This window comes from Aeromonas sp. 603607, from assembly GCF_049171595.1.
In the GTDB taxonomy this organism is placed as follows: Bacteria; Pseudomonadota; Gammaproteobacteria; order Enterobacterales; family Aeromonadaceae; genus Aeromonas; species Aeromonas veronii.
Map to the genome: position 1 here is coordinate 36,138 of NZ_JAAKOV010000014.1, position 18,719 is coordinate 54,856.

Consider the following 18,719-nt stretch of genomic DNA (forward strand, 5'->3'; position numbering starts at 1 on the left):
AACGGCAGGGGGCTTTTGATGCGCTTTGACCCTATCGATTTGAACCGGCAGCAAGGAGGCCTTCATGTCAGCTAGCTCAGTGAGCAGTCAGGGAGAGCGCCCTTCGGGTCTGCTCAAGTACGCCGCCATCGGTGGCCTTCTGTTCCTGCACTTTCCCATTCTGTTTATCTTCCTCTACGCCTTCACCAGCGAGAGCAAGAGTTACCAGTTTCCGCCTCCCGGGCTCACCCTCAAGTGGTTCGAGGTGACCCTCAATCGCCCCGATGTGTGGCGTGCCATCCAGCTGTCACTGGAGGTCGCGGGGCTGGCGACACTGGCGGCCATGATCCTCGGCACCTTGGCGGCAGGGGCCATTGCCCGCAGCCGCTTCTTCGGTCAGGAGGTGGTGTCGCTGTTGCTGGTGTTGCCCATCGCGCTGCCCGGTATCGTCACCGGTATCGCGCTGCGCTCGGCCTACGGCTTGATGGAGATCCCGTTCAGCTTTTGGACCATCGTTATCGGCCACGCCACCTTCTGTGTGGTGGTGGTCTACAACAATGCGCTGGCCCGTTTTCGCCGCACCAACCAGAGCCTCATCGAGGCGTCGATGGATCTCGGGGCCGACGGCTTCCAGACCCTGCGCTACGTGATCCTGCCCAATCTGGCCACGGCGCTGCTGGCGGGGGGCATGCTGGCCTTTGCCCTGAGTTTTGACGAAGTGATCGTCACCACCTTTACGGCGGGCCAGCAGACCACGCTGCCCATCTGGATGTATCAGGAGCTGATCCGTCCCCGAGACAGGCCGGTCACCAACGTGGTGGCCCTCATCATAGTGGCCTTCACCACTATCCCCATTTTGCTTGCCTACTACCTTACTCGCGACACCCATGATGTCGCTGGCAGTGGCAAATGATGACTCAACGCGTGCGCAAGGATGCAACCATGAAACTCTCAACCCAACTCTTGATTGATGGCCAGTTTGTGACCGGCGAGGGGCAGGCCGAACCCATTCTCAACCCGGCTAACGGCGAACAGATCGCCGCCGTGCCCGAAGCCTCGTTCGAACAGGTGAACCGGGCGGTGAACGGTGCCCAGCGCGCCTTCGCCCAGTGGAGCCGCACCACCCCGGCAAGCCGCAGCAACCTGCTGCTGCGTCTGGCGGATCTCATCGAGCGCCACGCCGAGGAGTTTGCGGCGCTGGAATCTCTCAACTGCGGCAAACCCTATCTGGCAGTGCTCAACGACGAGCTGCCCGCGGTGGTGGACTGCTTCCGCTTCTTTGCCGGGGCGGCCCGCTGCCTGCAAGGGCCGCTGGCGGGAGAGTATCTCGAGGGGCACACCAGCATGATCCGCCGTGATCCCATAGGTGTTGTGGGCAGTATCGCCCCCTGGAACTACCCGCTGATGATGGCGGCCTGGAAGATGGCGCCGGTGCTGGCGGCGGGCAATACGGTGGTGCTCAAACCCTCCGAACAGACCCCGCTCACCGCGCTGCGTTTGGCGGAGCTGGCCAGCGAGATCTTCCCCCGTGGCGTTATCAACGTCATCTGCGGGCGGGGCGAGAGTGTAGGGGCGCCGCTGGTGGAGCACCCGCTGGTGCGGATGGTGTCGCTCACCGGCGATATCGCCACCGGCCAGAAGATCCTGCAAAGCGCCGCCCGCACCATGAAACGCACCCACCTTGAACTGGGGGGCAAGGCGCCGGTGATCATCTTCGACGATGCGGATATGGAGGCGGTGGTGGCAGGCATTCGCACCTTCGGTTTCTATAACGCCGGCCAGGACTGCACCGCCGCCTGCCGTATCTATGCCCAGGGCAAGATCTACGACAAGTTTGTCGCCGCCATGACCGAGGCGGTGGCCTCCATCAAGGTGGGTAGCCAGTACGAGGAGGGTGTGGAGATGGGGCCGCTTATTTCGGACAGACAGCGCAACCGGGTCGCCAGCTTTGTCGAGCGGGCCCAGAGCAGCGGTCATGTGGAGGTGACGGCGGGGGGCAAGATCCGTCCCGGCAACGGCTTCTTCTTCGAGCCGACCCTGATTGTCGGGGCCCGGCAGGAGGATGAGATCGTGCGCCGCGAGGTGTTTGGCCCCGTGGTGTCGGTGACCCGTTTCAACGATGCCGAGCAGGTGGTGCAGTGGGCCAACGACTCGGACTATGGCCTCGCCTCGTCGGTCTGGACCAAAGATCTGAGCCTCGCCAGCAAGGTGGCCAGCCACCTGCAATATGGTTGCACCTGGATCAATACCCACTTCATGCTCACCTCCGAGATGCCCCACGGCGGCATGAAGATGTCGGGCTACGGCAAGGATCTCTCCCTCTATGCGCTGGAGGATTACACGGTGCCGCGCCATATCATGGTCAAGCTGTAGTGGGGATTGGTTAGCGGGTTGTCACAATTTATTTACAACTGTTTCAGGCTGCCGACTCATGGGTCGGCTGCTTTTTTTGTTGCCATTTCGTTACAGTGAAGCCGTGATGAAACGGCAAGGCGCCTGATGTGGCGCCAGAGGATGGAACCGCTATGGCAACCTTCTACACCGCCCACCAGCCGGATGCTGACGGGGTGATCCACTACAGCAACGAGGAGCATGGCACCTGGCAGATCCTGATCGAACGCCAGTTCGCCGCCCTCGATGGCAAGGGGTGTAACGAATATCTGGCCGGTCTCGACAGACTGGGGCTGCCCCGTGATCGCATCCCCCAGCTGGCCGAGATCAACGCCGTCTTGCAGCCTGCGACCGGCTGGTCGGTGGCGGCGGTGCCCGCGCTTATCTCGTTCGATCGCTTCTTCGCCCTGCTGGCCAATCGCCAGTTTCCGGTGGCCACCTTTATCCGGCGCCGGGACGAGCTCGACTACCTGCAAGAGCCGGATATCTTTCACGAGATCTTCGGCCACTGCGCCATGCTGACCAATCCGGCCTTTGCCCACTTCACCCACCTCTACGGTCAGTTGGGGCAGCAGGCGAGCAAGGAGCAGCGGGTTTTTCTGGCGCGGCTCTACTGGTTCACCGTGGAGTTTGGCCTCTTGGCGACACCTGACGGGCTGCGTATCTACGGTGGCGGCATTCTCTCCTCCATCGGCGAGACAGCTTATGCCCTTTCCGGCAAGCCGCTGCTGCAACCCTTCGATCTACTGACTATGCTGCGCACCCCGTATCGCATCGACATCATGCAGCCCACCTATTTTGTGCTGCCGAGTCTCGATCATCTCTACCAGCTGACCGGGGAGGAGATCATGGCTGCTCTGGCCGAGGCCAGTCGGCTTGGCCTCTATCCGCCACGTTTTGAGGTTGCCGCTGGCAAACAGGCGAGCTGACCAAAAGCAAACAACCCTATTTCATTTTCATTAATTTTTCATTAATTCAAGCAGGAGTAACCCATGTCCGAACTGGCCAGCCAACAGTGTGAAGCGTGTCGCGCCGATGCCCCCAAGGTGAGCGATGAGGAGCTGCGCGAGCTGATGCAGCTTATTCCCGACTGGCAGCCGCTGGTGGAGGAGGGGGCGCTGCAACTGCGACGGGAATTTACGTTTCGCAACTTCAAGGAGGCGCTGGCCTTTACCAACCGCCTGGGCGAGCTGGCGGAGGCGGAGTTCCACCATCCGGCCATTCTGACCGAGTGGGGTAAGGTGACCGTCAGCTGGTGGACCCACAAGATCGGCGGCTTGCATCGTAACGACTTCATCATGGCGGCGCGTACCGATCAGTTGCTCCGGTAATGGCGCCCCACACCAGCGTCATCGGTTGACCCGGGCCTGCCTGCGAAAGCGGGGCGGGCCCGCATTTTTATGGGCTGGCGCTCGCACTGGGGGGATCGAGACTGTATTATCCGCTCATTCATAGAGTTAGCTAGGAAGTGTGTCCCGAATGCGTCTTGAAGTCAGCTGTGAAGACCGCCTGGGCCTGACCCGGGAACTGCTCGACCGCCTGGTGGAGCACAATATCGATCTGCGCGGCATCGAAATCGATACCTCAGGCATCATCTATCTCAACTTTCCCGAGCTGGAGTTCAGTGATTTTCAGCACCTGATGCCGGAGATCCGCCGCATTTCCGGCGTCTACGACGTCAAGACCATCCCTTACATGCCTTCCGAGCGAGAGCACCACGAGATCGAGGCGCTGCTCAAGGCGCTGCCGGATCTGGTCTTTTCCCTCGACAGCAAGGGCAAGGTGACCCAGGCCAACCAGTCTGCCCTCACCACCCTCGGCTTGCCGGTGGAGGAGGTGCGCGGCGTGGCGCTCGGTTCGCTGGTCAAGGGGTTCTCCTTCACCCGCTGGCTGGAGGCGAGCGAGATCAAGCCGCAGACCTGCAAGCTCAGTTTCAATGGCGAAGAGTATCTGGCAGATCTGATGCCGCTGTTCGTGGCAGAAGCCCGCGGCAAGCAGGCGCTGGCCGGTGCCGTGGTGGTGCTCAAATCTGCCCGTCGGGTCGGCCTGCACTTCAGCGCGCTCCATGCGGTGGAAGTGGGGGGCTTCGAGCATCTGCAGGCCGAGAGTCCCAAGATGAAAGAGGTGCTGTCGCAAGCGCGCAAACTGGCGATGCAGGACGCGCCGCTGCTGATCGTCGGCGAGACCGGCACCGGCAAGGAGCTGCTGGCCCGCGCCTGTCACGGGGCCAGCCTGCGCTCCAGCCACCCCTTTATGGCCCTCAACTGCGCCGCCATGCCCGATAACGTGGCCGAGAGCGAGCTGTTTGGTTATGCCCCCGGCGCATTTGGCAACAACACCGAGGGCAAGCGCGGCGTGCTGGAGCTGGCGAGCGGCGGCACCCTGATGCTGGACGAGATCGGCGACATGTCTCCCCATCTGCAGACCAAGTTTTTGCGGGTGTTGCAGGATGGGGTGTTCCGCCGGGTCGGTGACGAGCAGGAGGTGAAGGTCAACGTGCGTTTCATCTGCACCACTCAGAAGCAGTTGCTGGATCTGGTGCACGAAGGAACCTTCCGCGAGGATCTCTACTATCGCCTCAACGTGCTCAGTCTGGCGCTGCCCCCCCTGCGCGAGCGCAAGGCAGACATCATGGTGCTGGCCCAGCAGTTTGTCTCCCGCTTTGCCAGCGAGTTGCAGCGACCCCGTCCGCGCTTTACCCGCAACATGGCCGACTACCTGACCGCCTACCGCTGGCCGGGCAACGTGCGTCAGCTGCGCAACTGTCTCTACCGCGCCATGACACTGCTGGAAGGGGATGAGCTGGGGCCCGAGCAGATCGACCTGCCGGTGGCGGCCGATACCATGCCGCTGATCGACGAGTGGTTTGAGGGGAATCTCGACGATGCGGTGAAGCGCTTCGAGAGCCAGCTGCTGGCCCGGCTCTATCCCGCCTTCCCGTCGACCCGTCAGTTGGCCAAACGCCTGGGCGTGTCGCATACCGCCATCGCCAACAAGCTGCGGGAATATGGCATCAGCAAGAAGTAAGTTGTTCCGGATGCCAGCCAACAGAGAGCCCGTCACCAGACGGGCTCTCTGTTTTCTTTACACGGCTTCCGGGCGGGAGGGCTTCGGGAGACTTGTCAGGCCAGTGTCCACCAACTTACTATCTGGATACATGTACCCGAACCGCTATGCCACTGCAGCGGTGTTGTCAAGGCGGCCACTTCCCGATCATGCTGTTACTCTTTTCTCCCCGTTTCGCCGCTCGCCTGGCGCCCTTGCTGTTAGGGTTTGGTCTGCTGTTGCCTCACGCGCTGGCGGAAACGGCCGCAGAGAGCCGGGCGACGGCGGTCAGAGAGCTGGTGCTCGATATCCTGAGTTACACTCGCTGGCCCACCGAGCCTGCGGTGCTGCGCCTGTGTGTGGCGGCGCCGACGGAGTATGCCGGAGCCCTCTTTACCATCGATCGTCAGGCCAATGGCCGTGCCGTGCAGGTCAATCGCTACGACGCGAGTGATCCGGCCATCAGTGATAATTGCGATGTGCTCTATCTCGGCGTCGTCGACGAGCCGACCCGGATTGCGTTGTTTGCGCGCTTGCAGGGTCATTCAGTGCTCAGCATCAGCGAATACAACCACGACTGTTCCACCAGCTCGGTGTTCTGCCTGCAGACCTCGCCGGACAGCGTGCGAGTGCGGTTTAAAGTGAACCTCGATGCCCTGGCCCTGAGCGGCGTACGAGTACATCCCGCTGTGCTCAAGCTGGCCCGTGCCGACAAGGGGGTCCCATGAGACGACAGGTCAGCGCGGATCCCCGTCGTCCGACCCTACGTCAGAGCCTGGGGCGAACCCATCTGGTGGCCGCCATCACGGCCGTCAGCGTGGCGGGACTCTTCTTTACCCTGGTTGCTTTGCTGGTAGTACGCTTCTACGCCGATCACAATCTGGAGCTGGTGGCCCGCGCCATCAGCTACAGCGCCGAGGCTGCGGTGGTGTTCCACGATGAAGAGGCAGCGAGCGAGGCGCTTGGCGGTATTGTCGCCCATGAGGAGGTGGCCGAAGCCAGTATCGTGCTGGCCAATGGTCAACAGCTCGCTAAATGGGTTCGTCCCGTCAGCAATCCGCTGGCCACAGTCGAAGATTATCTTGCCCGCCTGCTGTTACCGGGGCCGGTCACCTATCCCATGCTGCGGGGCGGTGAGCTGATTGCCACCATAGAGCTGCGCGGTCATGGCGAGTATCTGTTGCTGTTCTTGCTCTCGGTGCTGCTGGTGATGGTGGTTTGCCTGGTGTTGAGTGTGATGGGCGCCTTCTATGTCGCCGGACGGATGCAGGTCGCGATCACCTCGCCACTGCGACAACTGGCACAGGTCGCCCACTCGGTGCGTCGACAGCGCACCCTGGGGATGCGGGCGCCACCGGCCGATATCGTCGAGCTCAATGAACTGGGAGAGGATTTCAACGCCCTGCTGGATGAGCTGCAAGCCTGGCAGGCTCATCAGGCGCGGGAGAACGCCAGTCTGCTCCACCAGGCGACCCATGATGCGCTGACCGGGTTGCCCAACCGGGCGTTATTCGAAGCTCGCCTCGAGCATGCCATTGGCGAGGTAAGCGAGGGGGGGGCCCCGTTCGCCCTGCTTTATCTCGATTGCGATCGTTTCAAACAGATTAACGACACGCTGGGGCACAACGCCGGTGACGATGTGCTGGTGACCCTCTCCCGGCGGGTACAGCATCAGCTGCGCCCCGGAGATCTGGTCTGCCGGCTGGGGGGGGATGAGTTCGCCATACTGCTGACACCTGTGCATCTGGGGCAGGATGTGGAAGAGGTGATCGACCGCATTCAGCAGGCGATGAGTGATCCTGTGGTATTGCGGGATGGAAAGCAACTGGTGGCAGGGGTCAGCATCGGTTTTGCCATCCATCAACCCGGGACCCGCGCCAGCGATCTGTGCGAGCTGGCAGACAAAGCCATGTATTTGGCAAAACGTACACGCCGTGAGGAGGTTGAGGCCGCCAAATCGGCGTGAGTCAAGGTGTAAAGGAGTCATAACAATGAAACTATCCCTCTCCATCAAGGCTGTCGTGCTGGGCCTGTTGTTCTCTCTGCTGGCGGGTTGTCAGAGCACCCCCAGGGGGTTGACCCCGGAACAGCTGGCAGTATTGAAGGAGCAAGGTTTCTATCTGACCGATGAGGGCTGGACACTGGATCTGGCCAACCGGGTGCTGTTTGCCAACAATGTGGGTGAACTCAATCCGCAGACCCGGCTGATAGTGGAAAAACTGGGCAAGGCCCTGCTTGGGGTCGGGCTCGACAAGGCGAGGGTGGATGGCCATACCGACAATACGGGCGAGAGCAGCTACAACCAGCAGCTCTCTCTGAAACGAGCCCAATCGGTGGCAGATGTGCTGATCTCGGTGGGGATGATGCCCGCCAATCTTGAGATCCGTGGCCGCGGTGAGACGGCCCCGGTTGCGGACAACAAGAGCGCAGCCGGACGAGCAGAAAACCGCCGGGTTGCCATTGTGATTGCCAACCAGTGATCTCTATCCGGCAGCATGCCGTGTGCATAACAAAAGAGCGCCCCGAGAGGCGCTCTTTTTGATCCGGCGACACTACTTCCCTGTGTCGACCTCGCTGTGCTTGCGCAAGCGGATGTTGATCATCTCCACCACCAGCGAGAAGGCCATGGCGAAGTAGATGTAGCCTTTCGGTATGTGCAGATCCATCCCCTCCGCCATCAGGGCAAACCCCACCAGGGTGAGGAAGGAGAGGGCCAGCATCTTGATGGTGGGGTGGTCATCGACGAAATCGCCAATAGACTTGGCGGCAAACATCATGATGAAGACGGCAATCATGATGGCCAGCACCATCACCGGCACGTGATCGGCCATGCCGACCGCGGTGATCACCGAGTCCAGGCTGAACACTATGTCCAGAATGGCGATCTGGATCAGGGTGCTGATAAAGCCCGAGGCCGCTTTGCTGACGCTCTCCGGCTCGGCGGCGCCTTCCAGAGTGGCGTGGATCTCGTGGGTACTCTTGCCGATAAGGAACAGACCACCCAGCAGCAGGATGAGATCGCGGCCCGAGATAGCCTCGTTCAGCACGGTGAAGAGCGGTTCGGTGAGACGCATCACCCAGGCGAGCGAGAGCAGCAACAGGATCCGGGTGCCCATGGCGAGCCCCAGACCCAGAATGCGCGCTTTTTGGCGCTGAGCCTCCGGCAGGCGACCTACCAGGATGGAGATAAAGATGATGTTGTCGATGCCCAGCACGATTTCGAGCAGGGTAAGGGTAGCGAGAGCGACCCAGGCGGAGGGATCAAGAACCCATTCCAGCATGATTGAACCTTGATTGAACATTGGTTGGAAAATTGAAGATGCGAATTCTAGCAGGGGTGCCACTGCTTGTCCCAGAGGGGCGAAAAGATAAAAATGGGGGCCATCGCAAGGGAGGCAGGCATGTTTCGATTAGGGTTCATTATTAATCCGGTCGCCGGGATTGGCGGCGCAGTGGGGCTCAAGGGGAGTGACGGCGTGGTGGATGAGGCGCTTGCTCGTGGTGCCGTGCCCAGAGCACAAGATCGAGCGCGGCAAGCTCTGTTGCCACTGTGCGAGCTGAGCATCCCGTTCGAACTGCTGACGGTGGCGGGAGAGATGGGGGAGACGGTAGCCCGATCTCTGGGACTACCCTGTCGGGTCATCTATCAACCGGTCGGGGAGAGCACCTCGGCTGACGATACCCGCCACGCTGCAGAGCTGATGTGCGAAGCCGGGGTCGATCTGCTGCTGTTTGCCGGTGGCGATGGCACGGCGCGGGATATCTGCGCCGCGGTGGGGGAGTCCTGCCATGTGCTTGGCATTCCGGCGGGGTGCAAGATCCACTCCGGCGTCTATGGGGTGACGCCTGCCGCCAGCGGGCGGGTGGTGGCGCGGATGATCGCAGGGGAACTGCTCAGCCTGATCGATGCCGAGGTGCGCGACATCGACGAGGAGGCGTTTCGCGCGGGCAAGGTGCGGGCCCGCCACTACGGCCAGCTGAAGGTGCCCGGCGATCTGCGTTACGTACAGGCGGTAAAACAGGGGGGCAAGGAGTCCGAAGAGCTGGTGTTGGCGGATCTCGCCGCCGGTGTGGTGGAGCAGATGGAGCCCGATACCCTCTATCTGATGGGCTCCGGCAGCACGGTGGCAGCCTGTATGGCAGAGCTCGGTCTGGAAAATACTTTGCTCGGTGTGGATCTGGTGGAAAATGGCCGACTTATCGGGCAGGATCTCAGCGCCGCCGAGATCCTGACCCGGATCCGCGGCCGTCGCTGCCGACTGATCATTACCCTGATCGGCGGACAGGGACATCTGTTCGGGCGCGGAAATCAGCAATTGAGTCCTGAGGTGATTCGGTGTGTCGGGCTGGACAATATCCAGGTGCTGGCAACCAAAGCCAAGCTTGCCGCCCTTGCGGGCAGGCCGCTGCTGGTGGACACCGATGATCCCGAATTAAACCGGGCGTTGCGTGGTTATCTGCGAATAACCACGGGATACAAGGATCAGGTCATCTACCCGGTGGCCAACCCGGAATAGGACGCCAAGGACGCTGCTGGCCTGGCGCCAGAGAGCTGCAATCAACCGGATTGCGGTTCCATACCCCCGAATTTTTTGCCGCAAATGAGGCTGCGTTACATGACGATTCACGATTTTGAGCACAAGTTGTTGGGACTGATCGACAGCATGGTTGCCACCGCGACCGACGATGAGCTGTTTGCGGGGGGTTACCTGCGAGGTCATATCTCATTGGCCGTTGCCCGGGCCGAGCTGGAAGGCAAGACCCTGGTGCGGGACGTCAAGAGCTATGTGCTGCGCAGCCTCAACGAGGCGATCTTGCAAGGTGAGCTTTCTGAAGAGGATGAAAAACTGGTGCAGGCGATGTGGAGTCGTTTGCAACAAGATGCAGAAGCTTGATCGGATACACAATTCAAACTGAAGTTTGAGTTTATCCTTCCCCTGAAGTTAGTGAAAGGTTAATAATAAGTTTCGCCTTTTGTTTCAGGGATTAAACTATGGCCTCCTCCTCACGTATTGCCAATAAACTGCCGCTCGAGATGCTCTATCACTGGGAGCGGCAGTGTCCTGATCGAACCTACCTGCGTCAAACCATCAACCGCGAATATGTCGATTTCACCTGGGGTGAAGTGGCCGATGAAGCGCGGCGGATGGTGACGGCCTTGCGTCACCTCGGTCTGGTGGCCGGTGACAAGGTGGCGCTGCTCTCCAAGAACTGCGCCCAGTGGTTTATCGCCGATCTGGCGATGCAGATGGGGCAGTATGTGAGCGTGCCCATCTACCCGACCGCCAACGTCGACACCATCGAATATGTGCTGCGCCATAGCGAGGCCAAAGCGATCTTCGTCGGGAAGCTGGATGACTGGAAGAGTCAGGAGGCTGGCGTACCCGACGATCTGCTGCGCATCGCCTTCCCCTATGACACCATGCCAGCCAGCCACCAGTGGGACGATCTGCTGGAGGCGCATGAGCCGATCCCTGACAGCCCGGTGCAGGCCCCTGACTCCCTGCTGAGTCTGGTCTACACCTCCGGCAGCACCGGCAAGCCGAAAGGGGCCATGCTGAGCGTCGAGCGTTACGCCTGGTCGTGCGAGAAGCTGGTGGAGACGGTGAGCCTGAGCCAGGCCGATCGGGGCTTCTCCTACCTGCCGCTGGCCCATATTACCGAGCGGGTCTACATCTACGGCGGCAGCCTCTATGGCGGTGCTACTATCGCGTTCCCCGAATCCCTCGACACCTTTATCGAAGATGTCAAACGCTGCCGTCCCACCGTCTTTATCTCGGTGCCACGTCTGTGGGCCATGTTCCGCATCAAGATCCACGAGAAGCTGCCCCAGAACAAACTGGAGTTGCTGCTCAAGATCCCGCTTATCTCCGGCCTGATCAAACGCAAGCTGCAAAAGGGGTTGGGACTGGATCAGGCCCGGGTACTCGGCTGCGGCTCCGCGCCGGTCTCCCCTGCGCTGCTTGAGTGGTATCTGAGCATCGGCCTCAAGGTGACTGAAGCCTGGGGCATGACCGAGAACCATGCCTACTCCACCATCAACTACCCGTTCCGCGCCGACAAGATCGGCACCGTCGGCAAGGCGGGGATTGGGGTGACCATCAAGATCTCCGACGAGGGGGAGATCCTCTGCCGATGCGAAGGGATGATGCTGGGTTACTACAAGGATCCCGAGCACAGCGCCGAGGCCATCGATGCCGAGGGGTGGCTCCACACCGGCGACATGGGCAAGCTGGACAAGGAGGGTTATCTCACCATCACCGGCCGGATGAAGGATGTGTTCAAGACCGCCAAGGGCAAGTATGTGGCGCCGGTGCCCATCGAGGGGCTGCTGGGTCAGGAGCCCATTATCGAACAGCTCTGCGTGATTGGTTATGGCATGCCCCAGCCCATTGCGCTGGTGCAGCTGGCCGAGAGCGCCATGAAGGGCAATCGGGAGGAGGTCAACGCCAGACTGGAAGCGGCGCGGGTACGGGTCAACGATCAGCTGGAATCTCATGCCAAAATTCGCGGCATTCTGGTAGTGAAGACTCCCTGGAATATCGAAAACGGCGTGCTGACCCCCACCATGAAGATCAAGCGTCACCTGCTGGAGCAAAAGTACGCCCAGGTCGGGGATCGCTGGCCCTCATCCCAGGTGGTGGTGTGGGAGGAGTAAATCCCGTCTTTCCATAGCGCAACAAACAACAACGGCCCTTGATGGGCCGTTGTTGTGTTTGGGGCATTTCACTCGCCGCTGTTTTGTCGGCGAGTAAAAGCGCGCCCGGTTAGATCTGCGCCATCGCGGCAGCCAGATCGGCGATCAGGTCGTCCGCATCTTCCACTCCGATACTGAAGCGGATGAGGTCGTCGTTGACCCCGGCGGCGAGGCGGCTCGCCTCGTCCATGGCGGCGTGGGTGGTACTGGCTGGATGGCAAGCGAGACTCTCGAGATCCCCCAGACTCACCGCCTGCACGAACAGTTGCAGGTTGTCGAGCAGGGTGGCGCAGCGTTCAAACCCGCCTTCAAGTTCGATGCTCACCATGCCGCCAAAGCCGCTGGCGAAGGCGCTGAGAGCATCGTGGCCTGGATGGTTGGCAAGCCCCGGGTAGATCACCGTCTTCACCGCCGGATGTGCCGCCAGAAACTCGGCCACTTTCTGGGCATTGTGCAGGTGGGCATCCATCCGCAGCGGCAGGGTCTTGACCCCACGCTGGAGCAGGTATGCCTCCTGCGGGCCGATGGGGGAGCCGATATGCTTGAGGGCCACGGTGCGGATCGATTTCATCAGGGCGTGAGAGCCCGCCACCACCCCGGCGATGATGTCGCCGTGGCCACCCAGATATTTGGTGCCGCTGTGCATCACTACATCGACCCCGAGCTCCAGCGGACGCAGCAGGTAGGGGGTGAGGAAGGTGTTGTCACACACTGTGATGGCGCCCACCTTGCGGGCCGCTTCCACCACCAGCCGCGGATCCACCACCTTGAGGGTGGGGTTGGTCAGGGTTTCGAACAGTACCACCTTGGTGGCGGGGCGGATATTGGCCAGCAGATCGCGATCGCTCTCGTAGGCGGTGACCTTGATGCCGGCGCGGCTGAAGGTCTGCTTGAGGAACGCATCGGTGCCGCCGTAGAGCGGGCCGATATAGGCTACCTCATCGCCGCTGTTGGCCAGGGCATACATGATGGCGCTCACTGCCGCCATGCCGCTCGCCACCACCAGCGCTTCATCGGCACCTTCAAGCGCCGCCAGTTTCTGCTCCAGCTCGGCGGTGGTGGGGTTGCCAAAGCGGCTGTAGATAAAGCCGGGGGCTTGACCTGCAAAGCGCTCCTTGCCCGCTTGAGCGTTGAAGTAGCTGAAGGTGCTGCTCTGGTAGAGCGGGGTGGTGAGGGCGCCGGTCTGGGGGTCGATCCGCTGGCCGCTGTGTACGCTCATGGTCTTGAATTTCATCGTGTTGCTCCGTGATGGCCAGGCTCTGGCCATGACTTGTTTTGTTGTTTGTTGCTTGTTGTTTTTGTCAGCGCGGGTGTGTGCATGCTGCTTGTGGCTTATGCATATACCCGCCTGCGGATCTCTGCACTGCTTAGGCAGGTATCGCTTCGCTCTTTGTGCGTGGGAGGCGAGCGGGTTCCCCATAGTGACGGGCCGCCACATCCGGGTGGGAGCGCAGCCGCCCTTTCAGCACGTTCTCCCCCACCTGATAGAAGAGCGGATTGGTCGGGTCACTCTCCGGCCCTTGCGCCTGCGCTGCCAGCGCGGGGGAGAGGCTGAGCAGGGGCACGGTGGAATCGAGCCGCGCCGCCATAAAGAAGGCGCAGGATAGGCGCGAGACACCGGGCGGCGGGCTTACCACCCGATGCAGGGTCGCCTTGAGATAGCCGTTGGAGGCCAGCTCCAACAGCTCGCCGATATTGACCACCAGCGCTCCCGGAAGGGGCGGTGCGGAGATCCAGCCGTCGGCCGTCTCGACCTCAAGCCCCGAGTGATTATCCTGCATCACCAGCGTCAGGTAGCCGGGATCCTTGTGGGCGCCGACCCCCTGACTGCAGCCACCCGTCTCTTGCCCCGGGTAGTGAATCAGCTTCATGTGCTGGTAGGGGGCGCCGCGAATGCTGTCGTCAAACACGTTGGCCGGTTGCTCCAGCACCTCGGCAAAAGCGGCCAGCAGGGTGAGGGTGATATCGCTCAGCCGCTCCTGCCACGCCAGCAGATGGCCTTTCATCTCGGGCAGGGCGGTCGGCCACTGGTTGGGGCCGATCAGCCGCTGCCAGGGTTCACGGATCTGCGCCGCAGGCAGGGCTTGCGCTTCGTTCATGATATCGAACTGCTCTCGCAGATCCGGCCGCTGGCGGGTCTGCTCGGCACCGACCCGGTTGTAGCCGCGAAAGTGGGGGCTGTTGACCATCTGCACCGCCAACTTCTCCTGCTCCGGCAGAGCAAAGAAGCGCTCTGCCAGCGCCAGGGTCTCTAGCATCTCAACCTTGCTCAAGCCGTGGCCGACCAGATAGAAAAAGCCCACATCGCGGGCGGCCGCGGCCAGCCTGGCCAGCATAGGGCGACGCACCTCGGGCGCCCCCTTGAGGGCAGCCAGATCGATGATCGGTAGTGGTGAATGTTCCATGTGCACCTCCTCACTCTTTCGTTATCTCTGGCGCCATCTCTTGCACTGCCTCCGCTGTTGGCAGACCTGATAAGCGGTAAACGGGATGGCGCGACAGTGTGGCGCCATCTGGGATAAAGGGGATGCTACTGTTCGGTGTTACAAGACGGAAACAACAAATTATTCTTATTTATATACAAAATTCGAAATGGAATTCGGCGTCTGATGGGCTGAAGGTTTTTTGCGCAGCCATTGCGGGGTAAAGGGGCAACGATGAGGGGGAGAGTGATAACCAGAGGCAAGCTGCCAGTGGCAAAAATGACCAAAACAGAAAATGGCCAAAACAGAAGGAAGGCGGATGCCTCCCTTCTGGTTGAGCGGGTGTTCACCTGACCGAAAGCACAGGTGAGTGACCGCGCATTCTGGCCTTAACCGATTGATGGCTCTCAGTAACCCAGGGTAAAGCGCTGGCGCTGGTGAGCCGGTTTTTCCACCTCGTTCAGCACACCGTCAGCCAGATCACCGGCGGTGATCCCGGCAGGCTGTTCGCCGCTAAAGAGCACCTGATCGCCACCAATCCGATAGCCGCCGCGCTTCTCGCCCGGTTCGAGGAACACCGGGGGAGAGACAAAGCGCCAGTCGAGAGTGGTTTCACGACGCAGGTCGGTGAGACCGTCGCGGGCCGCCAGCGCCCCCTGTTTCCACTCGGCCGGAAACTCCGGGGTATCCACCAGTTGCACGCCGGGGGCAACCTCCAGACTGCCGGCGCCACCTACTACCAGCAGCCAGCTGTTGGCCGCTTTGGCTGCTGCGACGATCGCGTTGGCGCCCTTGAGGTACTGGTCGTAGATATCCGGTGTGGTCCAGCCCGGGTTGTAGGCGCTGATCACCCGATCGTGCCCCTTGAGCACCTCGGCCAATGCCTGCGGGTTTTGGGCATCCACCGCCACGGCGGTAACCTGCGGATGGGCGGCCACCTTGCTGACATCGCGGACGATGGCGGTGACGTGATGGCCGCGGCTGATGGCCTCGTTCAGGATGGCTGAACCGACAAAACCGCTGGCACCGATCAGGGCAATCTTCATGGGGAACTCTCCTTCACTGTTGGAATGGGGCTATCCTACGCCGCCATTTATGATTTAATAATCACCTCAAAAATGCATTCACTTATAAGTTGGGTTTAATAATGGAACAGCTCAGACGTTACGCCATCTTCGCCGCAGTGGTGGAAGCGGGCAGCATGACAGGGGCGGCCAAATCCCTTGGCATGACCCCCTCCGCCGTCAGTCAGCATATCAGTCAGCTCGAAAGCCTGCTCGGACTGCCCCTGCTCCATCGCTCCACCCGTCGTCTCAGTCTGACCGAGGCGGGAGAGGTGGTGTGGCAAGGGTGCCGGGCGTTGCAGCAGACTCTGAGCGAGACCGAGCTGCGCCTCTCCGAGGTGCGCGACGCCCTGCTCGGGGAAGTGCGGATCACTGCCCCGGTGGGGATGGCGGGCCAGCCGCTGGCGCTGGCCCTCTCACCGCTGCTGCAGGCCCACCCCGGCCTCACCATCCAGATCATCGCCGACGACGAGAAGCGGGATCTGATTGCCGAGCGGATCGACGTGGCATTGCGGGTCGGCACCTTGCCTGACTCGACCCTGGTGGCCCGCAAACTGGGGCAGACCCGGATGCTGCTCTGCGCCGCTCCCGCCTATCTGGCGCGCAAGGGGACGCCGCGCATGCCCGCCGATCTGGCGACTCACGACTGGCTCTGCGGCGACATGCTGGGCAACGGTTTGCTGCTGCAGGATGAAAAGGGTGGCGAACACAGGGTGAGGTTCAAGGCCAAGGTGCTCTGCAATAACGTGTTGCCCCTGCGCCAGTTTGCGCTGGTGGGGCAGGGGGTCTCGCTACAACCGGAGGGAGAAATTGGCGAGGATCTGGCGCAGGGGCGTCTGCTCGAACTGTTGCCCGGTTTTCGGGTGGCACCGATGGAGATCCACGCCATCACGCCGCAGCGGGAGATCCCGGAGAAGGTGCGGCGGGTGGTGGAGGCGCTACGCAGCTACTTCGCAGGCACTTCCTGACACATATCAATGCAGCTTGGCCTAGCTGTCAGTTGGGCTCTTGCCCGCCAATGGGCTGGCGGCGCCACAGATAGAGTCCGATTGCCAGCAGCAAGCCGCCCAGAAAGAGCCAGCGAGCGTTCCCCCATTGGCCGTTGTCCGTCATCAGGGCCGCCAGCAACAGGGGGCCAAGCAGCTGACCGAGGTTGGCGAGCTGGACAAAAAATCCCTGCACGATGGCCAGTTGCACCGGCCCCTGACTCACTCCCTGTGCTGACGAGAGGATAGCCGGCGGCGCCATGCCACCCGCCAGGGAGAGGACGAGGCACAATCCATAGGCCCACCACGGCGACAGGCCGAGCGAGAAGGCGAGCATGCCGCACAGCGCCATCAGGCCCAGTGCCCAGCTGATGAGCCGATCTCGCGCCACGCCCCGGCGCAGCAGCCATGCCCCCATCAGGTTGCCGGGAATATTGGCGACCACCACCAGCGCCGAAAGCAGGGCAATCTGGCTTTGGCCAATCCCAGGGCTGCCTTGCAACATGGTTGGCAGCCAGACAAAGAGCGCCCAGAGCATCAGGCTATAGAGCGTGAACGCCAACCCGTAGCGCCAGAGTGTCAGTTGTCGGAGCACCGTGAGCTGGCGGTGTGGGCGGCCTGCGTTAGCCGCGCTTTGGGGCCCCCCGACCCGCAGCCCATCTGCCGAACGACTGGCCAGCAGAAGCAGCTGGGCCGAGAGTTGCAGAGCCATCAGGATCAGCCAGGCCAGTCGCCAGCCACCTTGCGCCGTGAGCCAGGGGGTGAGCAGCATACCCGCCGCCGCCCCGAGAGGCAGGTTGACCGCCCACAGGCTTATGGCCAGCCGTTTATCCTCCTCCCGGGTCACCGCCACGATAAAGGCGGGCATGGCCACCGAGACCAGCAAAAAGCCAATCCCCTCGACAATGCGCGACAGCAGCATCATGGCCAGCCCGGTGGCGGGCAGCGCCAACGCACCGCCTGTGACGATAACCAAAAGCCCGACAACCCCGGTTTGCCGCCCACTCCAGCGAGTCAGCAGCAGGCCGAGAAAGAGGCTGAAGAGGATCGCCAGCGTATTGAAAGCTGAGGCGAGATAGCTGGCTTCGACCAGTGTCAGCCCCAGCTCGCTGCGCAGTATGCCGAGTACGGCGGGCACTTTGCCAAGGCAGAGGGCGCCGCTGGCACCGGCAAAAATGGCGAGGAAGACCAGAGGCCAGCGCGTGCTTTGTGGCTGGTGGCCAGCGAGCGTGCTCATGGCCGATATTGGCCGTTGTGCAGCCACTCATCGTTGAGCTGACCAAATTCGCCGCGCTGATAGGCATGCAGCCGATCTGCAATGGCGTCGTGGCTGTTCATGACGAAGGGGCCATGTTTGACCAGGGGTTCATTGAGTGCCTGGCCTGAGAGCAGCACGAAGTGGCAGGGCTCTGTGGCCTCAAGCTGCAGAGCCACCGCCTCGCCGCCATCGGCAGAGAGGCTGACACCCATCCCGTGACCTGCCGGGATGAGGTGCCGCTCTCCCTCCGCCTGAAGGGTCAGCGATCCGGTCAGGGGATAGATCATGGCATTCCAGCCTGCCGCCAGCAGATGGGTGAAGCGGCTGCCGGGCGAGTAATGGCCATCGAGCAGGGTAAAGGGTTGGGGCAGTTCTGCCGAGTGTGGTGCCGTTATCCCGTTACTGTGGCCTGCGACCACCCGTACTCGCACCCCTTCGCCATGAAACTCGGGGATGGTGGCTGCGTCTGCGTGGACGGTAAAAGGCGACGCCATCTTTTGACGGGCAGGCAGGTTGACGAAGATTTGCAGGGCGTGGACATAGGGCGATGCCCCTTCCGGCTGCTCGGTATGTACGGCCCCGCGCCCGGCCGCCAGCCAGTGGAGCGCGCCCGGTTCGATGGGGCCCTGATTGCCGAGGGTGTCGTAGTTGACGTGGGGGCTCGTCGAATCCTCGAACAGATAGGTGACGGCAGAGATCCCGGCGTGGGGATGGGGCTCGAAGGTGGGGGCGGTCATCTGGAAGTGATCCACCATCACCACGGGGTCTATCAGACCGTTGAAAAAGTGTTCGCCAAAATGATGTGCTTCAAAGCCGCTGCCAATGCGCAGTGGTTGGCCCTTGACGGGGGCGGAGAGAGTCAGGCGTCTGGTCATC

The 18,719-nt window shown here is 61.7% G+C and carries 18 protein-coding genes; 12 read left to right on the top strand and 6 right to left on the bottom strand.

Annotation, left to right across the window (positions count from 1 at the left end; translation table 11 throughout):
- The first annotated feature begins 64 nt into the window (after positions 1-64).
- From G5315_RS14040 to G5315_RS14075, 8 genes are all read left to right on the top strand, one after another.
- The gene (locus tag G5315_RS14040) at positions 65-892 is read left to right on the top strand and encodes an ABC transporter permease (RefSeq protein ID WP_227342658.1); all 828 of its coding nucleotides are present in this window, start codon (positions 65-67) and stop codon (positions 890-892) included.
- A gap of 29 nt (positions 893-921) precedes the next feature.
- Entirely contained in the window at positions 922-2,352 is a 1,431-nt protein-coding gene (locus tag G5315_RS14045; RefSeq protein ID WP_421333238.1) for a gamma-aminobutyraldehyde dehydrogenase, read from the top strand.
- Between the two features lie 152 nt (positions 2,353-2,504).
- Positions 2,505-3,299 (top strand): phenylalanine 4-monooxygenase, encoded by a 795-nt coding sequence (gene phhA, locus G5315_RS14050; protein WP_266134813.1) that lies wholly within the window; start codon positions 2,505-2,507, stop codon positions 3,297-3,299.
- 63 nt (positions 3,300-3,362) lie between these two features.
- A complete protein-coding gene (locus G5315_RS14055) occupies positions 3,363-3,701 on the top strand; it encodes a 4a-hydroxytetrahydrobiopterin dehydratase (RefSeq protein ID WP_042052889.1) in 339 nt (112 codons plus the stop codon).
- A 148-nt stretch (positions 3,702-3,849) separates the two neighbouring features.
- Positions 3,850-5,397 (top strand): transcriptional regulator TyrR, encoded by a 1,548-nt coding sequence (tyrR, locus tag G5315_RS14060; protein WP_346215966.1) that lies wholly within the window; start codon positions 3,850-3,852, stop codon positions 5,395-5,397.
- Positions 5,398-5,585: 188 nt separating this feature from the next.
- Positions 5,586-6,143: a YfiR family protein gene (locus tag G5315_RS14065; RefSeq protein WP_216978930.1), complete on the top strand. Its 558-nt coding sequence runs from the start codon at positions 5,586-5,588 to the stop codon at positions 6,141-6,143.
- Entirely contained in the window at positions 6,140-7,381 is a 1,242-nt protein-coding gene (locus G5315_RS14070) for a diguanylate cyclase domain-containing protein (protein ID WP_421333239.1), read from the top strand. Before G5315_RS14065 ends, G5315_RS14070 begins: the two co-directional genes overlap by 4 nt.
- Positions 7,382-7,406: 25 nt before the next feature.
- A complete protein-coding gene (locus G5315_RS14075; RefSeq protein WP_227342665.1) occupies positions 7,407-7,895 on the top strand; it encodes an OmpA family protein in 489 nt (162 codons plus the stop codon).
- A 72-nt stretch (positions 7,896-7,967) separates the two neighbouring features.
- Here G5315_RS14075 and G5315_RS14080 read toward each other — a convergent pair whose 3' ends face one another.
- On the bottom strand, positions 7,968-8,696 hold the full coding sequence (locus G5315_RS14080; RefSeq protein WP_227342667.1) for a TerC family protein: 729 nt from the start codon (positions 8,694-8,696) through the stop codon (positions 7,968-7,970).
- A gap of 120 nt (positions 8,697-8,816) precedes the next feature.
- On the opposite strand from G5315_RS14080, the gene G5315_RS14085 reads away from it, so the two are divergent.
- From G5315_RS14085 to G5315_RS14095, 3 genes are all read left to right on the top strand, one after another.
- Positions 8,817-9,932 carry an ATP-NAD kinase family protein gene (locus G5315_RS14085; protein WP_421333240.1) on the top strand — a complete coding sequence of 372 codons (1,116 nt, stop codon included), beginning with the start codon at positions 8,817-8,819 and terminating at the stop codon, positions 9,930-9,932.
- A gap of 99 nt (positions 9,933-10,031) precedes the next feature.
- Complete coding sequence (locus G5315_RS14090) at positions 10,032-10,310, top strand: YfcL family protein (protein ID WP_005333639.1); 279 nt, start codon at positions 10,032-10,034, stop codon at positions 10,308-10,310.
- 98 nt (positions 10,311-10,408) lie between these two features.
- A complete protein-coding gene (locus G5315_RS14095) occupies positions 10,409-12,073 on the top strand; it encodes an AMP-binding protein (RefSeq protein ID WP_374995667.1) in 1,665 nt (554 codons plus the stop codon).
- Positions 12,074-12,182: 109 nt separating this feature from the next.
- On the opposite strand, the gene G5315_RS14100 is transcribed toward G5315_RS14095, so the two are convergent.
- The 3 genes from G5315_RS14100 to G5315_RS14110 all read right to left on the bottom strand — a co-directional run bounded on the left by G5315_RS14100 (position 12,183) and on the right by G5315_RS14110 (position 15,581).
- Positions 12,183-13,346 carry a trans-sulfuration enzyme family protein gene (locus tag G5315_RS14100; RefSeq protein ID WP_421333241.1) on the bottom strand — a complete coding sequence of 388 codons (1,164 nt, stop codon included), beginning with the start codon at positions 13,344-13,346 and terminating at the stop codon, positions 12,183-12,185.
- A gap of 133 nt (positions 13,347-13,479) precedes the next feature.
- A complete protein-coding gene (locus tag G5315_RS14105; protein WP_421333242.1) occupies positions 13,480-14,517 on the bottom strand; it encodes an isopenicillin N synthase family dioxygenase in 1,038 nt (345 codons plus the stop codon).
- 425 nt (positions 14,518-14,942) lie between these two features.
- Positions 14,943-15,581 (bottom strand): NAD(P)-dependent oxidoreductase, encoded by a 639-nt coding sequence (locus tag G5315_RS14110; RefSeq protein ID WP_421333243.1) that lies wholly within the window; start codon positions 15,579-15,581, stop codon positions 14,943-14,945.
- Between the two features lie 101 nt (positions 15,582-15,682).
- On the opposite strand from G5315_RS14110, the gene G5315_RS14115 reads away from it, so the two are divergent.
- The gene (locus G5315_RS14115) at positions 15,683-16,567 is read left to right on the top strand and encodes a LysR family transcriptional regulator (RefSeq protein ID WP_421333244.1); all 885 of its coding nucleotides are present in this window, start codon (positions 15,683-15,685) and stop codon (positions 16,565-16,567) included.
- 28 nt (positions 16,568-16,595) lie between these two features.
- Here G5315_RS14115 and G5315_RS14120 read toward each other — a convergent pair whose 3' ends face one another.
- Complete coding sequence (locus G5315_RS14120) at positions 16,596-17,822, bottom strand: CynX/NimT family MFS transporter (RefSeq protein ID WP_421333245.1); 1,227 nt, start codon at positions 17,820-17,822, stop codon at positions 16,596-16,598.
- A complete protein-coding gene (locus tag G5315_RS14125) occupies positions 17,819-18,718 on the bottom strand; it encodes a pirin family protein (RefSeq protein ID WP_421333246.1) in 900 nt (299 codons plus the stop codon). Before G5315_RS14125 ends, G5315_RS14120 begins: the two co-directional genes overlap by 4 nt.
- Position 18,719: the final 1 nt, after the last annotated feature.

Bases quoted from the DNA above. Each gene is read 5' to 3' on its own strand.
- G5315_RS14110 (WP_421333243.1), bottom strand. From the start codon at position 15,581: ATGAAGATTGCCCTGATCGGTGCCAGCGGTTTTGTCGGTTCAGCCATC.
- G5315_RS14040 (WP_227342658.1), top strand. From the start codon at position 65: ATGTCAGCTAGCTCAGTGAGCAGTCAGGGAGAGCGCCCTTCGGGTCTG.
- G5315_RS14085 (WP_421333240.1), top strand. From the start codon at position 8,817: ATGTTTCGATTAGGGTTCATTATTAATCCGGTCGCCGGGATTGGCGGC.
- G5315_RS14120 (WP_421333245.1), bottom strand. From the start codon at position 17,822: ATGAGCACGCTCGCTGGCCACCAGCCACAAAGCACGCGCTGGCCTCTG.
- phhA (WP_266134813.1), top strand. From the start codon at position 2,505: ATGGCAACCTTCTACACCGCCCACCAGCCGGATGCTGACGGGGTGATC.
- G5315_RS14045 (WP_421333238.1), top strand. From the start codon at position 922: ATGAAACTCTCAACCCAACTCTTGATTGATGGCCAGTTTGTGACCGGC.
- tyrR (WP_346215966.1), top strand. From the start codon at position 3,850: ATGCGTCTTGAAGTCAGCTGTGAAGACCGCCTGGGCCTGACCCGGGAA.
- G5315_RS14075 (WP_227342665.1), top strand. From the start codon at position 7,407: ATGAAACTATCCCTCTCCATCAAGGCTGTCGTGCTGGGCCTGTTGTTC.
- G5315_RS14105 (WP_421333242.1), bottom strand. From the start codon at position 14,517: ATGGAACATTCACCACTACCGATCATCGATCTGGCTGCCCTCAAGGGG.
- G5315_RS14090 (WP_005333639.1), top strand. From the start codon at position 10,032: ATGACGATTCACGATTTTGAGCACAAGTTGTTGGGACTGATCGACAGC.
- G5315_RS14070 (WP_421333239.1), top strand. From the start codon at position 6,140: ATGAGACGACAGGTCAGCGCGGATCCCCGTCGTCCGACCCTACGTCAG.
- G5315_RS14115 (WP_421333244.1), top strand. From the start codon at position 15,683: ATGGAACAGCTCAGACGTTACGCCATCTTCGCCGCAGTGGTGGAAGCG.
- G5315_RS14100 (WP_421333241.1), bottom strand. From the start codon at position 13,346: ATGAAATTCAAGACCATGAGCGTACACAGCGGCCAGCGGATCGACCCC.
- G5315_RS14125 (WP_421333246.1), bottom strand. From the start codon at position 18,718: ATGACCAGACGCCTGACTCTCTCCGCCCCCGTCAAGGGCCAACCACTG.
- G5315_RS14065 (WP_216978930.1), top strand. From the start codon at position 5,586: ATGCTGTTACTCTTTTCTCCCCGTTTCGCCGCTCGCCTGGCGCCCTTG.
- G5315_RS14055 (WP_042052889.1), top strand. From the start codon at position 3,363: ATGTCCGAACTGGCCAGCCAACAGTGTGAAGCGTGTCGCGCCGATGCC.
- G5315_RS14095 (WP_374995667.1), top strand. From the start codon at position 10,409: ATGGCCTCCTCCTCACGTATTGCCAATAAACTGCCGCTCGAGATGCTC.
- G5315_RS14080 (WP_227342667.1), bottom strand. From the start codon at position 8,696: ATGCTGGAATGGGTTCTTGATCCCTCCGCCTGGGTCGCTCTCGCTACC.